This is a genomic window from Micromonospora sp. NPDC006766 (assembly GCF_040636055.1).
Taxonomy (GTDB): Bacteria; Actinomycetota; Actinomycetes; order Mycobacteriales; family Micromonosporaceae; genus Micromonospora.
Window position 1 is genome coordinate 58,527 of record NZ_JBEYIX010000019.1, and the last position, 18,180, is coordinate 76,706.

Sequence of the window (18,180 nt, forward strand, 5' to 3'; positions counted from 1 at the left end):
CGGACCGCCGCTAGGCCGACGGCGTTAACAGGGGGCCCCTCCTCTACCGCAGGCGGTAAGAAGGGGCCCCTCCTACATCGAGGCGGTGGCGAGTTTGAGGCTGAAGCCGAGGAAGAGCACGCCGATCCCGGTGGTGGCGCCGGCGGCCAGCCGCTGCCGGCGGTGGAACTGGGCGGCCAGGAACGTGCCCGTGAAGATCAGCGCGGTGAGGTAGAGCGCGCTGGCCACCTGGGCGATCAGCCCGAGCAGCACGAACGACAGCGCCGGCCAGGCGTACCCGGGATCGACGAACTGGATGAAGAACGAGATGAAGAAGAGGATCGCCTTCGGGTTGAGCAGGCTGATCACCAGCGCCTTCCGGAAGGGGCTGCTCATCGCCGCCGGCTCCGCCGCGTCGATCAGCCGCGGCGTCGCCGGGTCGTTGCGGTCGCGCCAGCGCCGCCAGGCGCCGCGCAGCATGGTCAGCCCCACGTAGCCGAGATACAGGGCGCCGGCGTACTTGACCACCAGAAAGAGCGGCGGGTACGCCTTGAGCAGCGACGCCACCCCGGCGGCGGAGAGAAACATGAGCACCGCGTCGCCGACGAAGACGCCGCCGGCGGCCCGGTAGCCGGCCCCCACCCCGCGCTTGGCGGCGGTGGAGAGCACGAAGAGTGAGTTCGGCCCGGGCAGCAGCACGATCGCCACCGTCCCCAGCACGTATGTCCAGATGTCAGTGATGCCCAGCACGCCGGACATCATGACGCCACGGGTGCCGCCGGGCGAAGCCTTTCCCGCAGCCGGAGTTGTGCGTTGGGCCACTCGGCCGCGAGCATCGCATAGAGCGCGGAATCCCGCCAGGAGCCGTCGGCCCGCCGCCGGTTGGACCGCAGCGTCCCTTCCCGGGTCGCGCCGAGCCGTTCGATGGCCCGCTGTGAGCGCTCGTTGAGCGTGCTGGTCTGCCAGGTCACCCGGATCGCGTCCAACTCCTCGAAGGCCCGGGTGAGCAGCAGCAGCTTCGCCTCGGTGTTGATCCCGGTGCGCCACCACGCCCGGCCGAGTTGGGTCCACCCGATCTCCAAGGTCCGCAGCCCCTCGTCCGGGTGGTAGTAGGAGGTGGTGCCGACCACCGCGCCGGTGACCGCGCAGCGCTGCACCCAGGGCACCCGTACGCCCCGCTGGTGGTCGGCCAGCGCGGCCCGGATGAGGCCGGCCGTGTCATCGACGCCGGTGGGCCGGGGGCTGCCGACGTACCGCCACACCTCCTCGTCGTCCAGGGCGGCGTACAGCTCCTCGGCGTGGGAGAGGTTGAGCGGCTCCAGCACGACGTGCGCACCGCGCAGCACCACCGGCTCCAGCCAGGGCGAGCGGGCCGGCCGCAGGTACGCCGGCACCGGCACGCTCACCCCGGCGTCCGGTTCCGGCGCGCTGGCGGTGAGCCGCAGCGGCACCACCCCGGCCCAGTACGGCAGGTGGAGGTCGGCCGGCTCGTCGCCCACACCGCCGGCCCGGGTGCGGACCGACACCTCGCGCAGCGGCAGCGCCAGCACCGCCGTCTCGGCCAGCTCGCGCGGGCTCGGCGGGCGGCTGTCGGTGCTGCGCCCGGCGGCCACCTTGTCGACCAGCGCGGTGAACACGTCGCGCTTCTCCTGCTCGTCGGTGACCAGCCGGGCGGTGCCGTGCACCACCACCGAGCGGTAGTTGGCGCTGTGGTTGAACTGGGACCGGGCGAAGACCAGGCCGTCGAGGTGGGTCACCGCGACGCAGACCGGCAGGCCGTCTCCGCCCCGGGCGGCGAGCAGCGGGCGGCTGCCGGTGGAGCCGTGCAGGTAGAGGGTGTCACCGACGCGGACGTGCAAGGTGGGCAGCACGCGTGGCTCACCGTCCACGACGAACGACAACGCGCAGTGGTACGCCTCGTCCAGCAGGGCGTGCGCGGCGGCCTCGTCGTAGCTCATCCGGTCGCGCATCCGGGTGGCGGTGGTCCGTTCGGTTCGGGGGTACATACGGCAGCTCCACCTTTGTTCTAGTACAATCTCCGAACTGTGGCAGCACGTTATCAGATCATCGGCTCGTCATCGGCCGCCATTTCGGCCAGCGTGGAAACCGGCATCCGCTCCGGTGCCCTCGCCCCCGGCGAGGCCCTGCCCGCCGTCCGCGCCCTCGCCGTCGAGCTGGCGGTCAGCCCGGCCACCGTCGCGAAGGCGTACCAGGAGCTGCGGCTGCGCGGCCTGGTCGCCACCGCCGGCCGGCACGGCACCCGAGTCCGGCCCCGCCCGCCGGTGGCCACCCGCCGCGCCGCGCTGATGCCGCCGCCACTGCCCGGCGCCCGCGACCTCTCCTCCGGGCAGCCCGACAACCGGCTGCTGCCGCCGCTCGGCCCGCACCTGGCCGCGCTCGCCGCCGAGCTCGGCCCACCCACCGGGTACGCGGCCACCACCGTGCTCCCCGAACTGGCCGACGCGGCCCGCACCCGGCTCGCCGCCGACGGGGTGCCGGCCGCCGAGATCACCGTGACCGGGGGCGCGCTGGACGGCATCGAGCGGCTGCTCGCCGCCCACCTGCGACCCGGCGACCCGGTCGCGGTCGAGGACCCCGGCTGGGCCAACCTCCTCGACCTCGTCGCCGCGCTCGGGCTACGCGCCATCGGAGTGCCCGTCGACGACGCCGGCCCCACCGAGTCCGGCGTCCGGGCCGCCCTCGCCGCCGGCGCCCGCGCGCTGATCGTCACCAGCCGCGCCCAGAACCCGACCGGCGCCGCCGTCTCCGCCGACCGGGCCGCGGCCCTGCGTACGCTGCTCGCCGGCCGCGCCGACCTGCTGCTGATCGAGGACGACCACGCCGCCGAACTGGCCCGCGTACCCCTGCATCCGCTGGCCGGCGCGACCCCGACCTGGGCCTTCGTCCGGTCGGTGAGCAAGCCCTACGGCCCCGACCTGCGGCTCGCGATACTCGCCGGCGACGAGGCCACGGTGGCCCGGGTGGCCGGCCGCGCCCGAGTCGGCGCCGGCTGGGTCTCCACCCTGCTGCAACGCCTGGTCCTGTCGCTCTGGCGCGACCCCGCCACCGCCGACCTGGTACGCCGGGCGGCGGAGAGCTACGACGGGCGGCGGGCCGGGCTGGTCGACGCGCTGGCCGCCCGAGGACTGACCGCCCACGGGCAGACCGGCATCAACCTCTGGGTGCCCGTGCCGGACGAGACGGTGGCGGTCACCGCGCTGCGTGACGCCGGCTGGTCCGTCGCCCCCGGCGCGCTGAACCGGGTCGCCGCCGCGCCCGGCGTACGGATCACCGTCAGCACCCTCGACGAGGCCGACCTCGCGCCGCTCGCCGACGCGGTCGCCCGAGCCGTACGCCCCCTGACGCCAGCCGGATACACCGCCTGAGCCGGACGACGGCATGGCCCGGCCGGGGACGGGTACACCCCGGCCGGGAGGTAGCGACCGTGGCTTCGAACGGCTCCAGAACCCGGGTCTGGATCGGCCTGACGACGCTGGTGATCATCCTGGTGGTCATCGCGATCGCGCTGATCTCGCGCGGCCTCAGCAGAAGCTACTGACGACCGACCTTCCCCGGGACCGGGCGGTGATGACGAAACCGGTATATAAAGTCGGCATGGTCGAGACCGAGAGCGCGCCCGGAGCCCAGGAGTTCATCCCGCCGCAGGCGGACACCATCGACCAACTGCGCGCCGCCGCGGCCGGCTGCCGGGGCTGCGAGCTCTACCGGGACGCCTCGCAGACCGTCTTCGGCCGGGGCGACGAGAGCGCCCGGGTGGTCTTCGTCGGCGAGCAACCCGGCGACATGGAGGACCAGAAGGGGCTGCCCTTCGTCGGCCCGGCCGGCCGGGTGCTGCGCCGCGCGGTGGACGACGCGGGCATCGACCCCGGCCACACCTATCTCACCAACGCCGTCAAGCATTTCCGCTTTGAGCTGCGCGGCAAGCGGCGCATCCATCAGACACCGGACCGGGTGCACATCACCGCGTGCCGGCCCTGGCTCGTCGCGGAGTTCGCCCGGCTCCGCCCGGAGGTCGTGGTGGTGCTCGGCGCCACCGCCGCCAAGGCTCTGCTCGGCCCGACGTTCCGGGTGACGAGGCAGCGCGGGGAACTGCTGCCCTGGCCGGCCGCCGCGCAGCGCCCGGAGGACTTCAAGCGGGTGCCGGTGGACAGCGCCGGCAAGGTCGCCGACGCCCCGCAGGCACAGCTGCTGGCCACCATCCACCCGTCCGCCGTGCTGCGCGCCGACAACCAGGACGTGGCGTACGACGGCCTCGTCGCCGACCTCAAGGTGGCCGCCGCCGTGCTCACCGCCTAGCCGGCCGCTGGGGTTCTCGCTGCTGCCGCCCCTCGGCCCGGATCTTGGAGAGTTTCCGTTCCAGGAGAACGACAACTCTCCAAGATCTCCCGAATCCCGGATGGGGGCATGGGTTCAATGCGGAAAGGTGGCAGCTGAGCGGGCCCGATTCACCGCGACGGCGGTCGCCACGGACAGGGCCAACAACGCCACCGGGATCAGCGCGGCCCAGGCCCGCCACGCGGTGAACGCCGCCGCCACCCCCAGGGCGGTGAGGGCGTACAGCCCGAGCACGGTGGCTTCGCGGTGCAGCGGACCGACCGACTTCCCCGTCTCCCAGCCGCGCAGCCGACTGGCCACACCGATGCTGAACGCCGTCCAGGTACCCGTGATGTACGTCGTGGACACCCCGGCCCTGCCCCACCGGTGGGTCACCGCGCTCTGCATCCCCATCGCACCACCGAGCAGCGCGATGAGCGCGTGCTGCGGCCAGCCCGACGGACGACCGGGCAACGCGAGCCACCACGCCGGCAAGGCGGCGAGCAGCAGCAGTTCGACCACGAGCACCCCCACCAGCCCACGCGACCGACCCCGCACCGGCACCGTCGCCCCCACCACGCCCGCACCCAGCAGGAACGCGACCAGCGCGGTGGCCGAACGCCCCGCCGCGGCCAGATCGCCGGTGGCCACCCCGATCCCGAGCAGCACCGTGTTGCCGGTCATGTTCGCCGGGAACGCCCGGCCCAGACCGAGATAGCTGACCACGTCCGCGCTGGCGGCCGCCGCGCTCAACGCGTGCACCACCAGCGTCTCCCGCCGCCCGACCCGCGAGACAACCCTGGCCGGTACGGACACCGCGCGCCCCCTACCTCAGGCCGGTGGACCACGCGAGCTACCCGACCTGTACGCCGGCAAACGTGCCAGCTCGCCCGGCCCTTCCCGCCCGCCGGCGCGGCCGGCACACTCAACGCCATGGAACATCATCTCTACGAGCCCGTACACCACGAGTTCCGCGAGCTGTGCCGCGAATTCCTCGCCCGCGAGGCCGTGCCACACCACGCCCGCTGGGAAGCCGACGGGATCGTCGACCGGCAGGTGTGGCGCCGAGCCGGCGCCGCCGGGCTGCTCGGCATGGACGTTGACGAGGCGTACGGCGGCGGCGGGCAGCGCGACTTCCGCTTCAACGCCGTGCTCGACGAGGAGATCGTCGCGGCCGGCTGCTCCGGCCTCGGGTTCGGCCTGCACAACGACGTCGTGGCCCCGTACCTCACCGAGCTGACCACCGTCGACCAGCGCAAGCGCTGGCTACCGGGCTTCTGCACCGGCGACCTGATCACCGCCATCGCGATGAGCGAACCCGGAGCCGGATCCGACCTCGCCGGCGTCCGCACCAGCGCCGTCCGCGACGGCGACACCTACCTCCTCAACGGCCAGAAGACCTTCATCACCAACGGAGAACAGGCCGACCTCGTGATCGTGGTCGCCAAGACCGCACCGGACCGGGGCGCACACGGGCTGAGCCTGATCGTCGTCGAAACCGGCACCCCCGGCTTCACCCGAGGCCGGCGGCTGGCCAAGGTCGGCCTGAAAGCCAACGACACCGCCGAACTCTTCTTCGACGACTGCCGAGTGCCGGCGGAAAACCTGATCGGCGCCGAGAACCACGGCTTCTACCACCTGATGGCCAACCTGCCCCGCGAACGGCTGGGCATCGCCGTCGCGGCGGTCGCGGCGGCCGAACGGCTCCTCGCCCTCACCCTCGACTACGCCCGAACACGCGAAGCGTTCGGCCGGCCAATCGGAAAATTCCAGCACAACCGCTTCCTCCTGGCCGAACTGGACACCGAGGTCACCATCGCGCGCACCTTCGTCAACCACTGCATCGCCGAGTTCAACGCCGGCCGGCTCACCGTCACCGACGCGGCCAAGGCCAAATGGTGGACCACCGAACTACAGAACCGGGTCGCCGACCGCTGCCTGCAACTACACGGCGGCTACGGCTTCATGCTCGAATACCCGGTGGCCAAGGCCTGGCTGGACGGCCGGGTGCAGACCATCTACGGCGGCACCACCGAAATCATGAAAGAGATCATCGGCCGCGGGCTCGGCCTGTAGCAGAAACCGGGCGCTGCCGGTCCGGTCGGTGCGGGAGGATGGTCACCCCTTACCGAGGAGCACTACGCATGGCCACCGACCTCACCGCGCCGCCGCAGGCCCGGCCCGACGTCGCCCCCATCCAACGGCGAACGCTCCGGCTGCTCTTCCTCACCCAGACCATCGGCGGCATCGGCGTCACCATCGGCATCTCCGTCGGAGCGCTCCTCGCCGCCCGGGTCGCCGGCACCGCCCTGGCCGGCCTCGCCCAGAGCGCCGGAGTGGTCGGCGCGGCGCTGCTCGCCGTACCCGTCACCCGGATCATGGCGGCCCGAGGACGACGACCCGGCCTGGTGACGGCCTACCTCACCGGAGCCGTCGGCGGCGTCCTGGTCGTCATCGCCACCACCGCCCACCTGGTGCCACTGCTGTTCCTCGGCATGCTCCTCTTCGGCGGCGGCACCGCCGCCAACCTCCAGGCCCGCTACACCGCCGTGGACCTCGCCGAACCCGCCCGCCGCGGCCGGCAACTCTCCCTGATCGTCTGGGCCACCACCATCGGCTCGGTGGCCGCACCGAACTTCGCCACGCTCGCCGACACCACCGCCAGCGGCTGGGGACTGCCCCCACTGGCCGGCCCGTTCGCCTTCAGCGCCGCCGCGTTCACCCTCGCCGCCCTCGTACTGCTGCTCCTGCTCCGGCCCGACCCGCTGCTCACCGCGCGCCGGCTCGCGGCGGCCGACCCGGTCGCCCCGACCGACGGCTCCGGGTCGCAGCGCGGCGTCAGACGCGCCGAGCCGGAGTTGTCGTCAGCCCGGCGCTCCGGCATGATCGGCGCCTGGCGGACGGTACGCGAGCGGCCCGCCGCCCGCCTCGGCCTCGCCGCGGTGGCGATGGGCCACCTGGTGATGGTCGCGGTGATGTCGATGACCCCGGTACGCCTCGGCGAGTCGCACGCCGACACGGACGTGCTCCGGGTGGTCGGCATCGTGCTGAGCCTGCACATCGCCGGCATGTACGCGCTCTCCCCGGTGGTCGGCTGGCTCACCGACCGGCTGGGCCGACGCCCGGTGATCCTCGGCGGCGTGGCCCTGCTGCTGGCCGCCTGCGCGGTCGCCGGCGCCGCCGGGCACGACACGCCGCTGCTCTCGGTGGGCCTGATCCTGCTCGGGCTGGGCTGGTCCGGGACCATGGTCGCCGGCTCAACCCTGCTGTCCGAGTCGGTGCCCACCGCCAGCCGGCCCAGCGTGCAGGGGCTCTCCGACCTGATCATGGGCCTGGCCGGGGCGGGCGCGGCGGCGGCCAGCGGGTTTGTCATGCGGGCCGTGGGTTATCCGACCCTGACCCTGCTCGCGGCGATCGCGGTGGTGCCCCTGGTGGCGCTAGCGTTGCGCCCGGTGCCGCCGACGGCGCCGGACGGGCTCCGGCATCCCGCAGGGGCACCCGACGAGGAGGGTTGATCACGTGCGGCTGACCGATTTCTGGACCCGGCTGGCGGAGGCGTTCGGGCCGGGCTACGCGGCCAGTCTCGCCAGTGACCAGGTGCTGTCCCAGCTCGGCGGACGGACCATCGAGCAGGCCCTCGCCGCGGGTGAGGAGACGCACGTGGTGTGGCGGGCGGTGGTCGCCGCGTACCCCGACCGGGTGCCTGCACGGCTACGCTGAGCAGCCATTTTCTCAACTCCGCGTGTCGCTTGCCGGGTCGTACACCTGTTCGGCTATTGTCCACAGCGGGGTGCTCGTCCACAGCTCACAGCCCGTCGGCTGGTTTTCTGTCGGACCCAGCGCCTAGCGTGTCCCGCGTGACGCGAAGCTCAGGGAAGACGCCGGCGAAGGCAGGGGTGGCAACGATGGCGGCAGGGCCGGACCGGGAGAAGGCGCTCGACCTTGCTCTCGCTCAGATCGACAAACAATTCGGCAAGGGCTCGGTGATGCGGCTGGGGGAGCGGCCGGTCATCCAGACCGCCGTGATCCCGACCAGCTCCATCGCGCTCGACGTCGCGCTCGGCGTGGGCGGCCTGCCGCGTGGCCGGGTCGTCGAGATCTACGGGCCGGAGTCCAGCGGTAAGACCACGGTCGCTCTGCACGCGGTGGCCAACGCCCAGCGGGCCGGCGGCATCGCCGCCTTCATCGACGCCGAGCACGCGCTCGACCCGGAATACGCGAAGGCCCTCGGCGTCGACACCGACGCCCTGCTGGTCTCCCAGCCGGACACCGGCGAGCAGGCGCTGGAGATCGCCGACATGCTGGTCCGCTCCGGCGCGATCGACATCATCGTGATCGACTCGGTCGCCGCGCTGGTGCCGCGCGCCGAGATCGAGGGCGAGATGGGCGACAGCCACGTGGGCCTCCAGGCCCGGCTGATGAGCCAGGCGCTGCGGAAGATCACCGGTGTGCTCAACAACACCGGCACCACCGCGATCTTCATCAACCAGCTCCGCGAAAAAATCGGAGTCATGTTTGGCTGTATGTCGTACTCGACCAGGGTCACTCTGGCCGACGGCACACAGGAGAAGATCGGCAAGATCGTCAACCAGCGGATGGACGTCGAGGTTCTCTCCTACAACCCGGAGACCGACCGGGTGGAGCCGAAGCGAATCACCAACTGGTTCAACAACGGCCCGGCCGAGCACTTCCTTCAGTTCACCGTCGCCAAATCGGGTGGCAACGGTCGTGCCCAGTTCGCCGCGACCCCGAACCACATGGTCCGTACTCCGGGCGGCTGGCGGGAGGCGGGCGAGCTGATTGCCGGCGACCGGGTCATGCTGACCGAGCCGCGACGCCTCAGCGAGCAGCAGTGGCAGGTCGTGCTCGGCTCCCTGATGGGCGATGGTGCCCTGTCGCCGAACCGGCGAGACCGGTCCGGCGTCCGTTTCCGCCTCGGGCACGGCGCGCAGCAGGTCGACTACCTCGACTGGAAGGTCTCGCTGCTCGCCAACATCAGCCACTCCCAGCGGAGCGACGCTCGCGGGGCGGCCTTCGTTGACTTCACCCCGCTGCCCGAGCTGGACGAACTGCGTCGCGCGGTTTATCTCGGTGACGGCAAGAAGCACCTCAGTTGGGACTACCTCAAGGCGTTGACTCCTCTCGCCCTCGCCGTCTGGTACATGGACGATGGGTGTTTCACGCTTCGCTCGAAGGGCCTGCAGGAGCGTACGGCTGGCGGTTCCGGCCGAATCGAGATCTGCGTGGAAGCGATGGCGGAGGGCACTCGAGAGCGCCTGGTCGAGCACCTGCGCGATGCGTACGGCATGGACGTGAAGCTGGTGGCCCGGGGTGCGCGACAGACCGCGTCGATCATGTTCACCACGGAGGCGTCGGCGAAGTTCCAGGAGTTGATTGCGGCGTACATGCCGGCGGCGATGGAGTCCAAGCTGCTTCCGCGCTTCCGCGGCCAGTGCTCGGTGGAGCCGCAGTTCGTCGCGGAGGAGCTCACACCGGTGCCGGCGCGCATCATCGATGTGCACGTCAAGCCCAAGACTCGGTCGATGAACCGCTTCGATATCGAGGTGGAGGGCAACCACAACTACTTCGTCGACGGGGTCATGGTGCACAACAGCCCCGAGACGACGACCGGTGGTCGGGCGCTGAAGTTCTACGCCTCGGTTCGGCTCGACGTGCGCCGCATCGAGAGCCTCAAGGACGGCACCGACATTGTCGGCAACCGGACCCGGGTCAAGGTCGTGAAGAACAAGGTCGCCGCGCCGTTCAAGCAGGCCGAGTTCGACATCATGTACGGCAAGGGCATCTCCCGCGAAGGCTCCCTGATCGACGTCGGCGTGGAGCAGTCGATCATCCGCAAGTCCGGTGCCTGGTACACCTACGACGGCGATCAGCTCGGCCAGGGCAAGGAGAAGGCCCGCGAGTTCCTTCGGGAGAACCCGGACGTGGCCGCCGAGATCGAGAAGAAGATCCTGGAGAAGCTCGGCGTCGGGGCCGGCGCGGGCGATGCCGCCGGTGGCCCGGAGCTGCCGCCGGTCGACTTCTGATCTGACCCATGGCAGGACGACGTGCCCGTACGGGGCGGGGCTGGGATGCCAGCCCGCCCCGGGCGGGCGACGCCACCACCCCGCCCCGTCCCCGCCGGGGCCGCCGCGCCGAGGAGTCCGATCCCGAGGCCACTCCGGCCCCCCCGCCTCGGGACGAGGCCGAGCTGGCCCGGGAGATCTGCCTGCGGCAGCTCGCGGTCCGGCCGCGTACCCGGGCGGAGTTGGCCGGCGCGCTGGCCCGGCGGGGCATCTCCGAGGAGGTCGCCGCCCAGGTTCTCGACCGGTACGACGAGGTCGGCATCGTCGACGACGCCGCCTTTGCCCGTGCCTGGGTGAGCAGCCGGCATGCCGGCCGTGGGCTGGCCCGGCGGGCGCTCGCCAACGAGCTGCGCCAACGGGGGGTCGACGGCGAGGTGGCCAGCGAGGCGCTCGGCGAGTTGGATGAGGAGACCGAGGCGGAGACGGCCCGTGCCCTGGTGGAGCGGAAGCTGCGCGCCACTCGGGGCGAGCCGGACGCAGTGTTCCGCCGCCTGGTCGGCATGCTGGCCCGCAAGGGCTATCCGCCGGGCGTGGCGATCCGGGCGGTGAAGGACGCCCTCGCCGCGCAGAGCGCCGAGGCGGCTGAGTTCGCCGAGCACATCGACGCCGACGCGCTCGCCGACGCCGAGCAGGACCTCGACCCGGCCCCCCGACCCGTCGACTGACGGCAGCCCGGGCCGCGTTCGAGATCCGCACAGCTTCAGGGAAGTTGCTGTCTCCTGTCGCCGGGAGGCAGCAACTTCCCCGAAGCTGCGCGCGGCGGCAACGCGCGGGTCGGCGGCAACGCGCGGGTCGGCGGCCGCAAAAACTTGCGGGAAATGTGTGGGGTTTTCGTTGCGTCATGTCACACCTTCCACGGTCTCCTCTCGGCTTCCGATGGTGCTGCCGGAGAGGGCTCTGAGCAGGTCGGGAGGCTGCCCCGAGGGGCTGGTCGGGCGGGGCGTTTGTCCGAACGTATCCGGCATCTGATCGACGTAGTGTGACCTGGCAACTTCTCTCCGTCCGGGTGGTTTGATCATGACTTCTTGACCGAACGGCCCTCGGAGACCTAGCCTCGCCGTACAGGCTCACATTGCCCGACCAGCGCAGGCTAAGCGCACAACATAGATCGCGTAACAGAACAGCATCACTTTTAGGGCCAGCTTCACCGGCCTTTGACGGCAGCTCCGGACCGGTGGTCCGGAGCCGGTCGACAACTGCAACCGGCCGTCAGCGATGTCCAACGGGGGGCATCGCCGACGGAAGCTACCCACGGCCAGCCGCTCGGTCGGGCGTCCAGAGCCGCAGGTGCGTGCCTGTTTGGCACACAGCCTGCGGCCCGACGTGCAGGGGAGGCGGCCATGGCGGGGTGGCACAGGTTCACCGGGGGTCTGCCGTACGCTGCCGGCCGCGTATTCGGAGCGGCCGTATGAGCGCGTTCAACACCGTCATCCTCGTGGTGGTGGTGCTCCTTGCCGTCCTGGTGGTCGGTGCTGTCCTGGTCGGCGTCCGTACCCTGCGTCGGCTAAACCTCGCGCCCGCTCCCGAGGATTCGGCCTTCATCGCCGAGAAGGATCGGCAGGAGCAGTCGTTGGCGGCGTTGCGCAGCGCCGCCGACGAGGTGAACAGCACGATCGACGTGGCGAAGTCGGCCGCCGCCGCGGCCCGGACGGAGGCGGCCGCCGCCAAGGCGGAGGCGAAGGCGGCCCGGGCGGAGGCTCGGCGGGTCCTCGACGACGCTCGGGCCGAGGCCGACACCGTGCTGGAGCGGGCGCACAAGCAGGCCGAGGCGGACGCCGAGCAGCTGCGCGCCGCCGCCCGGCGCAGCGGCGAGCGCGAGGTGGCGGTGCTCGCCGCGACCACCCGCGAGCAGGCCGCCGAGGTGGAGCGGCGGGCGGCCAGGATGGACGAGCGGGAGCGGCTGCACACCGAGGAGGTGGAGCGGCTCGCGGAGCGGGAACGGCAGTTGACGGCCGCCAGCGCCGCACTGGCCGCCCGGGAGGCCACTCTGGTGGAGCGGGAGCAGGCGCTCACGCAGGTGGAGGAGCAGCGCCACCGGGAGTTGGAGCGGGTGGCCGGGTTGACCGCCGAGGCGGCCCGGGCCGAGCTGGTCGAGTCGATCGAGAGTCAGGCGAAGCGGGAGGCTGCCCTGCTGGTCCGGGACATTGAGTCTGACGCGCGTAACACCGGCGAGCAGCGGGCCCGGCACATCGTCGTCGACGCCATCCAGCGGGTTGCCAGCGAGCAGACCGCGGAGAGCGTGGTGAGCGTCCTGCACCTGCCGGGTGACGAGATGAAGGGGCGGATCATCGGCCGGGAGGGGCGCAACATCCGCGCCTTCGAGTCGGTGACCGGGGTGAACCTGATCATCGACGACACTCCCGAGGCGGTGTTGCTCTCCTGCTTCGACCCGGTGCGCCGGGAGGTTGGTCGGCTCACGCTGGAGAAGCTGGTGTTGGACGGTCGGATCCATCCGCACCGGATCGAGGAGGTCTACGACCTGGCCCGGCACGAGGTCGATCAGCTTTGTCACCGGGCTGCCGAGGACGCGTTGGTCGAGGTCGGGATCACCGAGATCCATCCGGAGCTGGTCACTCTGCTGGGCCGGCTGCGCTATCGGACGTCGTACGGGCAGAACGTGCTCAAGCACCTGGTGGAGACCGCGCACATCGCCGGGATGATGGCCGCCGAGCTGCGGCTGGACGTGCCGACGATCAAGCGGTGCGCGTTCCTGCACGACATCGGCAAGGCGCTGACCCATGAGGTGGAGGGCAGCCACGCGATCATCGGCGCGGACCTGGCCCGCAGGTACGGGGAGAGCGAGGACGTGGTGCACGCCATCGAGGCGCACCACAACGAGGTGCCGCCGCAGACCATCGAGGCGGTGCTCACCCAGGCTTCGGATGCCTGTTCGGGGGGTCGGCCGGGGGCTCGGCGGGAGAGCCTGGAGGCGTACGTCAAGCGGCTGGAGCGGATCGAGGAGATCGCGGCCGGCAAGCTCGGTGTGGAGAAGGTCTTCGCCATGCAGGCGGGCCGGGAGATCCGGGTGATGGTCAAGCCGGAGGACGTCGACGACATCGGCGCGGCGGTCCTGGCGCGGGACGTGGCGAAGCAGATCGAGGAGGAGCTGACCTACCCGGGGCAGATCCGGGTGACGGTGGTCCGCGAGTCCCGGGTCACCGAGATCGCCCGCTGACCCGGGCGCCAGCTCCTACCGGGGGCTCCATCGGCCGGCATGACGAACGCCCTGCCACCTGGCCTGTTGGGCAGGTGGCAGGGCGTTCGTGTGGTGTGGGTCAGCCCTGCGGTTCGGCGACGGCTGCCCCGCCGGGCGTGGTCGGGCCTGGTGCGGCGGTCTGCTTCGGGGTCCGGAAGGCCCGTTGCCGGGTGCGCCGGTCCAGCCAGCCCGCGAGCATGGTGATCAGCGAGTTGAGCGCGATGAAGATGGCGGCCACCACGATGGCTGATGCCACGATGTTGCCGTAGTTGGCCGCGAGGTCGTTGACGCCGCGCTGGAGCAGCTCGGGGAAGGCCACGATGTAGCCGAGCGCGGTGTCCTTGAGCAGCACCACGAGTTGGCTGACGATCACCGGCAGCATGGCGCGGGCGGCCTGCGGCACCAGGATGAGTCGCATCACCTGGTTTTTGCGCATGCCGACGGCGTACGCGGCCTCGGACTGCCCCCCGGGGAGGGAACGGATGCCGGCGCGGAAGGCCTCGGCCAGCACCGACCCGTTGTAGAGGGTGAGGCCGATGACGACCGCCCAGAATGCCGACACTGGCCCCTGAATGAGGAATGGCACGCCGTAGAAGATGAAGAAGATCATGATCAGCAGCGGCACGGCGCGGAAGAATTCCACCACCACGCCGGCCGGCATGCGGAGCCACCAGTGGTCGGAGAGCCGACCGACGGCGAACACGATGCCGAAGGCGAGGGACAGGACCATGCCGGTGGTCGCGGCGAGCAGTGTCTGGCCCAGGGCGGGAAGGATGAACTGGGTCCAGGTCGTCGGCTTGGTGAAGGGCTTCCAGAGCCACCCTTCCCACTGCCCGGCCTGGTCGAACTTGTGGTAGATCCACCAGAGCAGGGCGACCAGTCCGACGCCGAAGACGACGCTGAGCACCCTGTTGCGGACGCGGGCCCGCGGTCCCGGGTGGTCGTAGAGAACGGTGCTGGTGCTCATCAGCGCTTCACCGCCAGTCGGTTGGCCAGCCAGCCGAAGAGGTAGCCGGTGGGAACGAGGAGCGCGGCGAAGGTGCCGGCGAAGACCGCGAAGATCGGAATCACCGCGTCACCGTTGTCGTTGATCAGCTGCTTCATGACGCTCGACGCCTCGATCAGGCCGATGGTGCCGACGATCGTGGCGTTCTTGCACAGCGCGATGAGGACGCTGCCCAGTGGGGCCACCACGGCCCGCCCGGCCTGCGGCAGCACCACGATGCGCAGGGTCTGGAAGAAGGTCAGCCCGATCGCCCGGGCCGCCTCGGCCTGGCCGGCCGGGACGGTGTTGATGCCGGAGCGGACGGCCTCGCAGACGAAGGCGGCGGTGTAGACCGACAGGCCTACCACGCCGAGCCAGAAGTTGTTCAGGTTCAGGTCGTCGGAGAGGCTCACGCCCAGCGTCGCGTAGAGGCCGAAGTAGCAGAAGAAGATGATCAGCGTGAGCGGCGAGTTGCGGAAGACGGTCACCCAGGCCGCGCCGATCCAGCGCAGCACCGGCACCGGCGAGACCCGGAACGCGGCGAGCAGTACGCCGAGTATCAGCGCGAACACCGCCGACGCGCCGGTCAGCTTGAGAATCCAGAGAAAGCCCGACACGTACGCGTCGAAGTTGCTCGGATCAGCGAATACGTGCATCCGTCGACTCCCGGGGACGTCGTCGGCGTCGTGACAGGCCGAGGCCGGCACCCGTACGGATGCCGGCCTCGGAACCGGTCAGACGCTGCCGCAGTTGGTCAGCTTGGTGGTGTCCAGCTCGGGCGCGGGCGTGCCGCTCTTGCCGAGGGTGGCGTCCCAGGCGGCCTTGTAGGAGCCGTCCGAGGCGGCGGCCTTGAGGATCTCGTTGACCTTCTCGCAGCCGTCCTTGTCGTCCTTCTTCAGGCCGATGCCGTAGGGCTCGACGGAGAAGGGCTTGCCGACGACCTTGAACTTGCCGGCGTACTGGTCCTGGGCGGCGTAGCCGGCCAGGATGATGTCGTCGGTGGTCACCGCGTCGACCTTGCTGTCGCCCAGCAGCGGCAGGCACTTCGAGTAGGCGTCGAACTGCTGCAGCTTGGCCTTCGGGTAGTCGGACTGGATCCGCTTGGCGGGGGTGGAGCCCTGCGCCGAGCAGACGGTCTTGCCGTCCAGATCCTCCGGCCCGGTGATGGTGGAGTCGGCCTTCACCAGCAGGTCCTGGCCGGCGATGTAGTACGGCCCGGCGAAGTTGACCTTCTGCTTGCGCTCGTCGTTGATCGTGTAGGTCGCCACGACCAGGTCGACGGTGCCCTGCTGAATGAAGGGCTCGCGGTTGGACGAGACGGTGGTCTTCCACTCGATGTTGTTCGCGTCGACGCCGAGGCCCTTAGCGATGATCTTGGCGATCTCGACGTCGAAGCCCTCGTACTGGCTGCCCGTCTGCAGGCCCAGGCCCGGCTGGTCGGCCTTCACGCCGATGACCAGCTTCTTCTGGTTCTGCGCCTTGCCGATGATGCCCTTGGCGCTGCTGCTGGTGCCCTTGTCGTCGCTGTCACCGCCGCAGGCGCTCATGCCGAGGGCCAGGGTCGCTGCCGCGGCAACCGCGGCCACGCGCTTGAAACGCATACTCATCTCCTTTTTCGACGGAGCTGCCGTGGGACGGCGTGCTCCACTACGGACGCTCAGTGGGTGAGGATCTTGGAGAGGAAGTCCTTGGCCCGCTCGCTGCGCGGGTTCGCGAAGAACTCCGTCGGCGGGGCGTCCTCGACGATCCGCCCGTCGGCCATGAAGACCACCCGGTTGGCCGCGTGCCGGGCGAAGCCCATCTCGTGGGTGACGACGACCATCGTCATGCCTTCGCGGGCCAGCGAGGTCATCACGTCCAGCACCTCGCCGACCATCTCCGGGTCCAGCGCGCTGGTCGGCTCGTCGAAGAGCATCGCCTTGGGCTGCATGGCCAGCGCGCGGGCGATCGCTACCCGCTGCTGCTGGCCGCCGGAGAGCTGCGCCGGGAACTTGTTCGCCTGGTTGGCGATGCCGACCCGGTCGAGCAGGGCCAGGCCGCGCTCGCGGACGGCGGCGGGCTTCTCCTTGCGGACCTTCACCGGGCCGAGGGTGACGTTCTCCAGGATGGTCTTGTGCGCGAAGAGGTTGAACGACTGGAAGACCATGCCGACCTCGCTGCGCAGCTGCGCCAGGGCCTTGCCCTCGGCGGGCAGCGGGGTGCCGTCGAAGGTGATGGTGCCCGAGTCGATGGGCTCCAGCCGGTTGATGGTCCGGCAGAGCGTCGACTTGCCGGATCCCGAGGGGCCGATCACCACGACCACCTCGCCCTTGTCGACGGAGAGCGAGACGTCGTCAAGCACGTGCAGCGGGCCGAACCACTTGTTGACCCCGTCCAGCACGATGAGCGGTTCGCCCGTCGTCACGTCGTACACCGTCCCTGTCGTCAATGGCGGATAGTGGGGAGCGATCGTCCCCGGTTGGGTCACTGTAGGCGGGGCGATGTGTCGGGACGCAACTCGAATGGTCACGGAGCGGTAACACCAGGCACGTGTGTGCCTGAGCGTCCGAAATACGGCAGTGACTGGGCTGTTCAGATGGCGGCGTCGGCGGTCGACGTGGACCATGTGGGAATGACCGAGGTGCTCCGGCTGACCGATTACGCCCGCGGTGGCGGCTGCGCATGCAAGATTCCACCGGCCGAACTGGAGGCCATGGTGGCGGGCCTCAGGCCGGCCACGGGCACCGCCGACCTGCTGGTCGGTCTGGACCACGGCGACGACGCCGCGGTGGTCCGGCTGGACGAGCGCACCGGGCTGGTCAGCACCGCCGATTTCTTCACCCCGGTGGTGGACGACGCGTACGACTGGGGCCGCATCGCCGCGGCCAACGCGCTGTCCGACGTGTACGCCATGGGCGGCACCCCGCTGGTCGCGCTCAACCTGCTCTGCTGGCCTCGGGACGTGCTGCCGTTGGAGTTGGCCCGGGAGGTGCTGCGCGGCGGCCAGGACGTGGCCCGGGAGGCCGGCTGCCATCTGGCCGGCGGGCACAGTGTGGACGATGACGGCCCGAAGTACGGCCTCGCCGTCACCGGGGTGGTCCGGCCGGAGGAGCTGATCACGCTGGACGCCGGTCGGGCCGGGCTGCCGCTGTCGCTGACCAAGCCGCTCGGGGTGGGGGTGCTGAACACCCGGCACAAGCGGACCGGCGAGCGGTTCCCGGAGGCGGTCGCCGCGATGACCCGGCTGAACCGGGACGCGGCCCGGGCGGCGGTTGCCGCCGGCATCCGCTGCGGCACCGACATCACCGGCTTCGGGCTGCTCGGGCACGCGTCGAAGCTGGCCCGGGCCAGCCGGCTCACCGTGGCGATCGACGCGGCGGCCGTGCCGTACCTGCCGGGGGCCCGGGAGGCGGTGGCCGCCGGGTACGTCAGCGGCGGCACCCGCCGCAACCTGGAGTGGGTGGGCCCGTGGACCGACTTCGGCGGCCACGACGAGGGGGAGCGGCTGTTGCTGGCCGACGCGCAGACCTCCGGCGGGCTGCTGGTCGCGGGTGAGGTGCCCGGTGGCACGGTGATCGGCGAGTTGCTGCCCGGCGGCGAGCATCTGGTCCGGGTGCGCTGAA

At 71.1% G+C, this 18,180-nt stretch carries 15 protein-coding genes and 3 pseudogenes; 11 read left to right on the top strand and 7 right to left on the bottom strand.

The genetic code is table 11. The annotated features are described in order from the left end of the window. Positions 1-72 precede the first annotated feature (72 nt). Positions 73-741: a leucine efflux protein LeuE gene (gene leuE, locus ABZ671_RS17900; RefSeq protein WP_357858735.1), complete on the bottom strand. Its 669-nt coding sequence runs from the start codon at positions 739-741 to the stop codon at positions 73-75. Continuing rightward, on the bottom strand, positions 738-1,985 hold the full coding sequence (locus ABZ671_RS17905) for a bifunctional pyridoxamine 5'-phosphate oxidase family protein/GNAT family N-acetyltransferase (RefSeq protein ID WP_357858738.1): 1,248 nt from the start codon (positions 1,983-1,985) through the stop codon (positions 738-740). The genes leuE and ABZ671_RS17905 overlap by 4 nt, the downstream gene beginning before the upstream one ends. A gap of 39 nt (positions 1,986-2,024) precedes the next feature. On the opposite strand from ABZ671_RS17905, the gene ABZ671_RS17910 reads away from it, so the two are divergent. Both ABZ671_RS17910 and ABZ671_RS17915 read left to right on the top strand, forming a co-directional pair. Then, complete coding sequence (locus tag ABZ671_RS17910) at positions 2,025-3,365, top strand: aminotransferase class I/II-fold pyridoxal phosphate-dependent enzyme (protein ID WP_357858741.1); 1,341 nt, start codon at positions 2,025-2,027, stop codon at positions 3,363-3,365. A gap of 229 nt (positions 3,366-3,594) precedes the next feature. Then, complete coding sequence (locus tag ABZ671_RS17915; protein ID WP_357858744.1) at positions 3,595-4,296, top strand: UdgX family uracil-DNA binding protein; 702 nt, start codon at positions 3,595-3,597, stop codon at positions 4,294-4,296. A 114-nt stretch (positions 4,297-4,410) separates the two neighbouring features. Here ABZ671_RS17915 and ABZ671_RS17920 read toward each other — a convergent pair whose 3' ends face one another. Then, positions 4,411-5,130 carry a YoaK family protein gene (locus ABZ671_RS17920; protein ID WP_357858747.1) on the bottom strand — a complete coding sequence of 240 codons (720 nt, stop codon included), beginning with the start codon at positions 5,128-5,130 and terminating at the stop codon, positions 4,411-4,413. Positions 5,131-5,247: 117 nt separating this feature from the next. On the opposite strand from ABZ671_RS17920, the gene ABZ671_RS17925 reads away from it, so the two are divergent. The 8 genes and pseudogenes from ABZ671_RS17925 to rny all read left to right on the top strand — a co-directional run bounded on the left by ABZ671_RS17925 (position 5,248) and on the right by rny (position 13,572). After that, positions 5,248-6,390 carry an acyl-CoA dehydrogenase family protein gene (locus ABZ671_RS17925; protein WP_357858750.1) on the top strand — a complete coding sequence of 381 codons (1,143 nt, stop codon included), beginning with the start codon at positions 5,248-5,250 and terminating at the stop codon, positions 6,388-6,390. A gap of 68 nt (positions 6,391-6,458) precedes the next feature. Next, a complete protein-coding gene (locus ABZ671_RS17930) occupies positions 6,459-7,829 on the top strand; it encodes an MFS transporter (protein ID WP_357858753.1) in 1,371 nt (456 codons plus the stop codon). A 4-nt stretch (positions 7,830-7,833) separates the two neighbouring features. Continuing rightward, entirely contained in the window at positions 7,834-8,034 is a 201-nt protein-coding gene (locus tag ABZ671_RS17935; protein ID WP_357543540.1) for a DUF3046 domain-containing protein, read from the top strand. Positions 8,035-8,219: 185 nt separating this feature from the next. Beyond that, positions 8,220-8,834: pseudogene (gene recA / locus ABZ671_RS17940) on the top strand (recombinase RecA); the annotation flags it as partial. Positions 8,835-8,837: 3 nt separating this feature from the next. After that, positions 8,838-9,686 (top strand): annotated as a pseudogene (locus tag ABZ671_RS17945) (recombinase RecA); the annotation flags it as partial. Positions 9,687-9,821: 135 nt separating this feature from the next. Next, positions 9,822-10,358, top strand: a pseudogene (locus tag ABZ671_RS17950) (recombinase RecA); the annotation flags it as partial. An 8-nt stretch (positions 10,359-10,366) separates the two neighbouring features. Further along, positions 10,367-11,062 carry a regulatory protein RecX gene (locus ABZ671_RS17955; RefSeq protein ID WP_357858757.1) on the top strand — a complete coding sequence of 232 codons (696 nt, stop codon included), beginning with the start codon at positions 10,367-10,369 and terminating at the stop codon, positions 11,060-11,062. 743 nt (positions 11,063-11,805) lie between these two features. Beyond that, a complete protein-coding gene (rny, locus tag ABZ671_RS17960; RefSeq protein ID WP_357858760.1) occupies positions 11,806-13,572 on the top strand; it encodes a ribonuclease Y in 1,767 nt (588 codons plus the stop codon). Positions 13,573-13,672: 100 nt separating this feature from the next. Here the strand turns inward: rny and ABZ671_RS17965 are convergent, their stop codons facing one another. The 4 genes from ABZ671_RS17965 to ABZ671_RS17980 all read right to left on the bottom strand — a co-directional run bounded on the left by ABZ671_RS17965 (position 13,673) and on the right by ABZ671_RS17980 (position 16,991). Then, positions 13,673-14,560 carry an amino acid ABC transporter permease gene (locus ABZ671_RS17965; protein WP_357858763.1) on the bottom strand — a complete coding sequence of 296 codons (888 nt, stop codon included), beginning with the start codon at positions 14,558-14,560 and terminating at the stop codon, positions 13,673-13,675. Beyond that, entirely contained in the window at positions 14,560-15,234 is a 675-nt protein-coding gene (locus ABZ671_RS17970) for an amino acid ABC transporter permease (protein ID WP_357858766.1), read from the bottom strand. Before ABZ671_RS17970 ends, ABZ671_RS17965 begins: the two co-directional genes overlap by 1 nt. A 78-nt stretch (positions 15,235-15,312) precedes the next feature. Further along, positions 15,313-16,179 carry a glutamate ABC transporter substrate-binding protein gene (locus ABZ671_RS17975; protein WP_357858769.1) on the bottom strand — a complete coding sequence of 289 codons (867 nt, stop codon included), beginning with the start codon at positions 16,177-16,179 and terminating at the stop codon, positions 15,313-15,315. A gap of 56 nt (positions 16,180-16,235) precedes the next feature. After that, positions 16,236-16,991: an amino acid ABC transporter ATP-binding protein gene (locus ABZ671_RS17980; RefSeq protein WP_357858818.1), complete on the bottom strand. Its 756-nt coding sequence runs from the start codon at positions 16,989-16,991 to the stop codon at positions 16,236-16,238. Between the two features lie 198 nt (positions 16,992-17,189). Between ABZ671_RS17980 and selD the strand changes: the two genes are divergently transcribed. Then, entirely contained in the window at positions 17,190-18,179 is a 990-nt protein-coding gene (gene selD, locus ABZ671_RS17985) for a selenide, water dikinase SelD (protein ID WP_357858772.1), read from the top strand. The last annotated feature ends 1 nt before the right edge of the window (position 18,180 follow it).